This is a genomic window from Providencia sp. PROV261 (assembly GCF_028477945.1).
GTDB classification, from domain to species: domain Bacteria; phylum Pseudomonadota; class Gammaproteobacteria; order Enterobacterales; family Enterobacteriaceae; genus Providencia; species Providencia stuartii.
Genome location: NZ_JAMPMC010000017.1, coordinates 175,355 through 181,921, shown reverse-complemented (window position 1 = coordinate 181,921; position 6,567 = coordinate 175,355). Strand labels below are relative to the sequence as shown.

Here is a 6,567-nt window from a genome sequence, read left to right as displayed (position 1 = left end):
AAAAAGTATTAAGGAATCTATAGGGCGTGATAAAGAAAAAAGATATATTGACTATATGTCAACATTAGATTTTGATACGCCTTCAATTGCATTTATTTATTTATTTATTGGAAGTTTATAGGAATAAAAAAGAATCTTTTTACTCTCTTGAAAAGTTCTTTTTTCATAAAAACTTAGTTTTAATTTTAGACTATCATGATGTTTATAAAAGGCATAAATCTTTTTATAGTCTCTCAGAGCAAGGTGAAGTTTTATTAATGGATTTTGCTTGTGATGATTTTAGAGTAGGGCATTTTTGCTACGATAAAATCATTGAAAGTATCCAATCAGGTAAAATGGCAAAATCTCTCCCAATGTATACTCGGCCGCAGAAGTTAGGTGTACTAGCTATCGAAATGCTGGCGAGTGAAAAAAATCAAACAATAGATTGGGAAAGTGCGGGGATCCCTATTGATCCATTTTATCAACGTTTTTGCCAAGAAGCACTTTATAATGAAAATCACGATGTTGTCGCTCAATGGCTTATCACGCTATGTGATAAACATATAGAGTGGTCGGCACTTTTTTCGGACAATGACAATGAACAAAGCTCAACAGGTTATGAAATATCAATGAATATTTTAATTCCTTGGCCTTTTGAGTACCAAGCAGTCAAAAATTTCCGAGCTCGCCATGGGTTGACAACACCCATCATTGATCATCCGCTATTAAAAACCCCATGGCAATAGACCACCGTCCGGATATGATAGGATGGAAACAAAATATGCCCGCTATTTATCACCAAATGATTGATGACTTGATTTCGATTAATCCCGAGCTTCAAGTGATTCACAAGTTATTTTAATCACGATTAATAGGCAGTAATTTACTGACTGTGAATATAGATAATGTCATGACGCTGACGGCAAAAAGCAAAAAAATTATTCAAAGTAGCGAACGTCAAGCGTTTTTTTATTTGGAAAATGAATATCAACCGGTATTAGCACACTATAAGATTAAACGAGTAATATTCTGTAATTTGCTAAAGAGAAACTGCTTGCAATATTAAGTAGTAGCCGAATTACCTGAGAATACTATTCCGCATGATGGAAATTTCTCTAACATTTAAATTTATTGATTTCGGTGATCGTTTGAACGACCACCTTTTATAAATAGGCAAATATATAGAATTATTCACAGGGCCTAGAACTCATCGCCCCAGCACTCTTCGATAGATATTTAAATACGCTTCCGCCGACTTTTGCCAACTCACATCTTTTGCCATTGCATTTTTTTGGACCTGTTGCCATTGTGCTGGAGAATCCCACAAAGCTAACGCGCGGTCGATTGCGGATTTAAGATCGGCGGCATGACTCTCATTAAACACAAAGCCTGTTGCCTCTTTGCGTTTTATCGCCTCCAATGAACAATCTGTCACGGTATCGGCTAGGCCACCAGTGTTGCGCACGAGTGGTAACGTGCCATAACGTAGCGCGTAGAGCTGTGTCAGGCCACATGGCTCAAAACGACTTGGCACCATTAATACGTCTGCACCTGCAATGACTTGGTGGGATAATGGCTCATCATAACCAATAATCGCGCGTACCTGATCTGGATATTGTGATTGAGCATGGCGATAGGCATTTTCGAGGTCGTGATCGCCGCTGCCAAGTAAAACAAACTGACTACCAGAACTCAGTAGATCCGGTAAGATTTCTAAGATCAGATCCAAACCTTTTTGGCGGGTCATTCGGCTAACAACAGCAAAGAGCGGTTTATCCGTTTGTTGCGCAAGGCCGAGGGATTGTTGCAAAGCCAGTTTGTTTTTTACCTTATTTTTTACACTACGCTCACTGTATTTTTGCGCAATTAAGGCATCACTTGAAGGTGACCAGACTTCAGTATCTATGCCATTTAAAATACCACTTAAGCGCTGCTCGTGGTTGAGCCGATTTAAAAGCCCATCGAGGCCATAAGCATAATGCGGATTTAAGATCTCTTTGGCATAGGTCGGGCTAACGGCGTTAGTATGATCGGCATAAAATAGCCCTGCTTTCATAAATGAGAGTTGACCAAAAAACTCCATTCCATCAACGTTGTAAAACTCAGGGGGCAACCACAGTTCATGAATATGATGGGGTGAAAATAGCCCTTGGTAAGCGATATTATGGATGGTGAACATACCGCGGGCAGGGTAGCCATAGGCTGCAAGGTAGGCACAGGCTAGGGCAGCATGCCAATCATGAGCATGCACAATGTCGGCTTGCCATAGTGGGTCACAGCCTCTGGCGAGTTCAGCGGCGATAAAACCTAATAATCCAAAGCGGCGATAGTTATCTTGATAGGCATTGTTATAACCATCGTGATAGGGGCTACCTTCTCGTTGGTAAAGGTGCGGTGCTTCAATAAGATATAATGGCGTATCGTTATATAGACAATAAAATAAGGTCACTTCCCCTGCGAATGTGTTAAGGGTCGTGACTTTTTGTTTATCAGCAAGTTGATTGATAATAGCAGGAAAACCCGGCACTAAGACTCTCGCATCTGCACCATGTTGCCGCTGAGCGGGCGGGAGTGCCGCAACAACGTCAGCCAGTCCACCTGTTTTTAATAAAGGAAAAAACTCGGCACAAACATGTAATACTTTCATTTTTTACTCCTTATTTTTCTTTGTGGCTGGCTTTATGGTCAGATATAGCGTTGATAACGGTGGCAGCGTCAATGCAATAGAATACTGGCAACCATGTGCCTTGATTGGCTGGCTGGAAATAGGAGCAACAGGATGCTTATCGCTGCCCCCATAGCGTGAATCATTTGTGTTTAATAAGACTTGATATTGACCGTGTAGCCTGACACCAATGCGGTAATCTGCTCGCGTTACTGGAGTGAAATGGCTGATTACAAGTAGCGGGTCGCCATTTTCGGCGTAGCGAATAAATGCAAAAACCGAATTATCGTGATCGTCGACGATCACCCATTCAAAACTACTTTCATTGTGATCGTTATCGTACAGGGCGGGTGTACTGCGATAAGTAACGTTGAGATCTCTGATCAGACGTTGAACACCAGCATGCGGGCTGGTAGGAATATCCACCAGATGCCAATCTAACTCCCCATCATGATCCCATTCACGCCATTGTGCGATTTCTCCCCCCATAAACAGCAGCTTTTTACCTGGGTGCGCCCACATAAACCCATAATAGGCACGTAGCGTGGCAAATTTTTGGTCAGGTGAGCCTGACATTTTGCGCAATAAGGAACCTTTACCGTGAACAACTTCATCGTGAGATAGAGGCAATATGTAGTTTTCACTCCACGCATACATCACGCTGAATGTCATTTTATTATGGTGGTATTTACGGGCGATAGGGTCTAGCTGTAAATAGCTTAACGTGTCATGCATCCACCCCATATTCCATTTGTAGTTAAATCCAAGTCCGCCAAGGGATGGTGGCAATGTCACCCCAGAGAAGTCTGTCGACTCTTCTGCGGCCATTAATACATTAGGCTGGATACGGTGAAGTAATTCGTTGGTATGCTGTAAGAAACTGACGGCCTCAAGGTTAATATTGCCACCATACTCGTTTGCAATCCATTCGCCGTCAGGGCGGCTATAATCGCGATAAATCATCGATGCAACAGCATCAACGCGTAAGCCATCGAAGCCAAATCGATCTACCCAATAGACGGCATTATCGGATAAAAACTGGCGTACCTCGTGACTGCGGTAGTCGTAGATCAGAGTATCCCAGTCGCGGTGCTTACCTTCTTTTGAGTCAGCATACTCATAGAGTGGCGTACCATCAAAATTGGCTAACCCACTATTATCCGAAGGAAAATGGCCGGGCACCCAATCTAGGATCACATTAATACCTAATCGATGTGCTTCATCAACAAAGTCAATCAAATCTTGTGGCGACCCAAAACGGCTGGTAGGAGAGTAGATACCTAATGGCTGATAGCCCCATGAGCCATCAAAAGGGTGTTCGCTAATAGGCAATATTTCTAAATGGGTGAACCCCATCTCTTTAACATAGGGAAGTAATGTTTCTGCCAGTTCTCGGTAAGTGAGCCAACTATGGTTATTGGCTGAGCGCCGCCATGAACCAAGGTGAACCTCATAAATAGAGATAGGGGCATTGCGTTGGTTCGATTGGATTTGCTGTGCTGTGGGGTGGCGCTGTTTTGGAAGCAGGGAAACAATTGATGTCGTATCTGGTCGTAATTGGCTGCGAAAGGCATAAGGATCGGATTTTAATTGTATTTCGCCTTTTGCATCTAATATTTCATATTGATAGTGAGTACCTGCCTGAATCGCGGGAAGAAAGATTTCCCAAAGGCCATTTTCGGGATGATGGCGCATTGGGTATCGGCGACCGTCCCAAAAGTTAAAAGCGCCCACGACAGAGACTCGTTGGGCATTCGGTGCCCAAACACAAAAATGCGTACCTGTAATATCACCCACTTGGCGTACATGCGCACCGAGTGTTTCAAATGAGAAAGTACGCTGGAGGCCTTTGGTATCTGCATCGTGTAGTAATGTGCCGAAACGGTACGGATCTTCAATAACCTGTTGTGAATTGCCCCAGTTAACCTGCAAAATATAAGTGAAATTAGCGTCTAAGTCTGTTGCATCGCCTGAAAAAAAGCCGCGTTCATCAAGGCGTGATAGTTGCACAACGGGGGCTGCGGTTAACCTATCCAGTACGGTGACCTCTTGAGCATTTGGGAGTAAGACTCGAAAATAGGTGACTTTTCCTTGTTGATGCATACCAAGGAAAGCAAAAGGGTCACGATAATGTCCGGCAAATAATTGATCGATGATCAGTTGTTGCTCTGATGGTTTTTCTCTCTCTTTCATCACCTCTCCTGAATGAAATCAGTCGCAGCTAGCCGCCTTATATTATCGTTTTCATGATTAACTTTTAGATGCTAAAGGTAGCGTTAAAACGAGCGCTATTTGTTATTATTTATCTTTTCAATGATACAAAATAATAGTCCACAATTTCATTTGATAAAAATATTGAGATAAGTCAATAACTATCAAATTAGGAATGTTTTATATTTTAATATAGCGATAAAACAATAAAGCTGCTTGGTGTTGAAGTAAAGTCATCAAAAATAGATGAATTGGAAATGGTTTTGTTTCTTATGATAATAAATCTAGGTGCTAAAAAGTCAACATCTATAACTAGTTGAATCTATGCGTTTAAATGCTTTTCAATTTCGGATGCTCTTGATTAAATATTACTGTCATTTATTGATGTGAAATATAAAACATTAATTAATGACAAAACTAAAAATTAATATTGTTAAATGGAATTCTCTATTGCTTTATTAGCATTAGTCCGTAAATATAAGGGTAGTGATTAATAAAGTGTGAGACCCAGAGAGTTATTATGGATCAACCAACGAGTTCAACCGAAACTAATCAAAAAACGAAGAATGAAAAACGTAGAAAAGTCTGGATGGTAATTGCTTCAATTATTATTGTTCTACTGTTTGTTGCTTATGGTGCTTATTGGTTTTTGGTATTACGTTTTCAAGAATATACTGATGATGCTTATGTCTCCGGTGTGCAAGTACCTATTGTTGCGCAGACTACAGGTAATGTGACTCAGGTTAATTTTGAAAATACCGATTTGGTTAAAGCGGGTGATGTGCTGGTGGTTCTGGATAAAACCAATGCACGGCTAGCCTACGAGCAGGCAAAACATGACCTCGCAACCACGGTGCGCAAAACCAAAGAGCTGTACATTAATGGTGATGAATACCAAGCGCAAATCCAAAAAAATCGTATCTCACTTGCGCAAGCACAGAAAGATTATCAACGCCGCGCCGCTTTAGGACGAAGTGGGACTATCTCTAAAGAAGATTTACAACACTCCCAAGAAGCGGTGCAGTTGGCGCAAGCAGCCTTAGATATCTCCATTCAGCAATATAATGCGAACCAAGCACTATTGCGCAATACCGAGTTGAGAAAACAACCGGCAATCCAACAAGCCGCAGATAATGTGCGCAACGCATGGATTACTTTGCAACGTACAGAGGTGAAAAGCCCTATCACAGGTTATGTTTCGCGTCGTAATGTGCAAGTCGGTTCACAAGTCGGTCCGCAAGGCTCTTTGATGGCTATTGTGCCAGCTCAACCCGTTTGGGTGGATGCGAACTTTAAGGAAACACAATTAGAAAAGGTGCGCATAGGGCAGCCAGTAACACTCACCAGTGATTTTTATGGTGATGATATTGTGTATACCGGTAAAGTGGCTGGTTTGGATATGGGAACGGGGAGTGCTTTCTCTTTATTACCTGCACAGAATGCAACAGGTAACTGGATTAAAGTGGTACAACGTTTGCCTGTCCGTGTAGAGCTAGACCCTGAACAGGTTGCCAAATATCCGTTGCGTATTGGGTTATCAATGAATGCAACGATTGATATTAAAGATCAAAATGGCCCTGTGTTAGCAGAGGTTCAGCGTGACACGCCTGCATTTGAAAGTGATGTGCTGGTGTTAAAGCTGGCGGATGTCGATTCGGTGATCGACACGATTATTAACGAAAACGCGGATTAGCCCGAAAGGAGTGGCT

General features: G+C 41.9%; 4 protein-coding genes. 2 read left to right on the top strand and 2 right to left on the bottom strand.

Annotated elements, in window-relative coordinates; translation table 11 throughout:
• Positions 1-257: 257 nt before the first annotated feature.
• Positions 258-728: a hypothetical protein gene (locus PR675_RS12480; protein WP_272582754.1), complete on the top strand. Its 471-nt coding sequence runs from the start codon at positions 258-260 to the stop codon at positions 726-728.
• A gap of 461 nt (positions 729-1,189) precedes the next feature.
• On the opposite strand, the gene glgA is transcribed toward PR675_RS12480, so the two are convergent.
• Both glgA and glgB read right to left on the bottom strand, forming a co-directional pair.
• A complete protein-coding gene (gene glgA / locus PR675_RS12475; protein WP_272582753.1) occupies positions 1,190-2,629 on the bottom strand; it encodes a glycogen synthase GlgA in 1,440 nt (479 codons plus the stop codon).
• 3 nt (positions 2,630-2,632) lie between these two features.
• The gene (gene glgB / locus PR675_RS12470) at positions 2,633-4,840 is read right to left on the bottom strand and encodes a 1,4-alpha-glucan branching protein GlgB (RefSeq protein ID WP_272582752.1); all 2,208 of its coding nucleotides are present in this window, start codon (positions 4,838-4,840) and stop codon (positions 2,633-2,635) included.
• A gap of 538 nt (positions 4,841-5,378) precedes the next feature.
• Here glgB and emrA point away from each other — a divergent pair.
• A complete protein-coding gene (emrA, locus tag PR675_RS12465) occupies positions 5,379-6,551 on the top strand; it encodes a multidrug efflux MFS transporter periplasmic adaptor subunit EmrA (protein WP_004923418.1) in 1,173 nt (390 codons plus the stop codon).
• Positions 6,552-6,567: the final 16 nt, after the last annotated feature.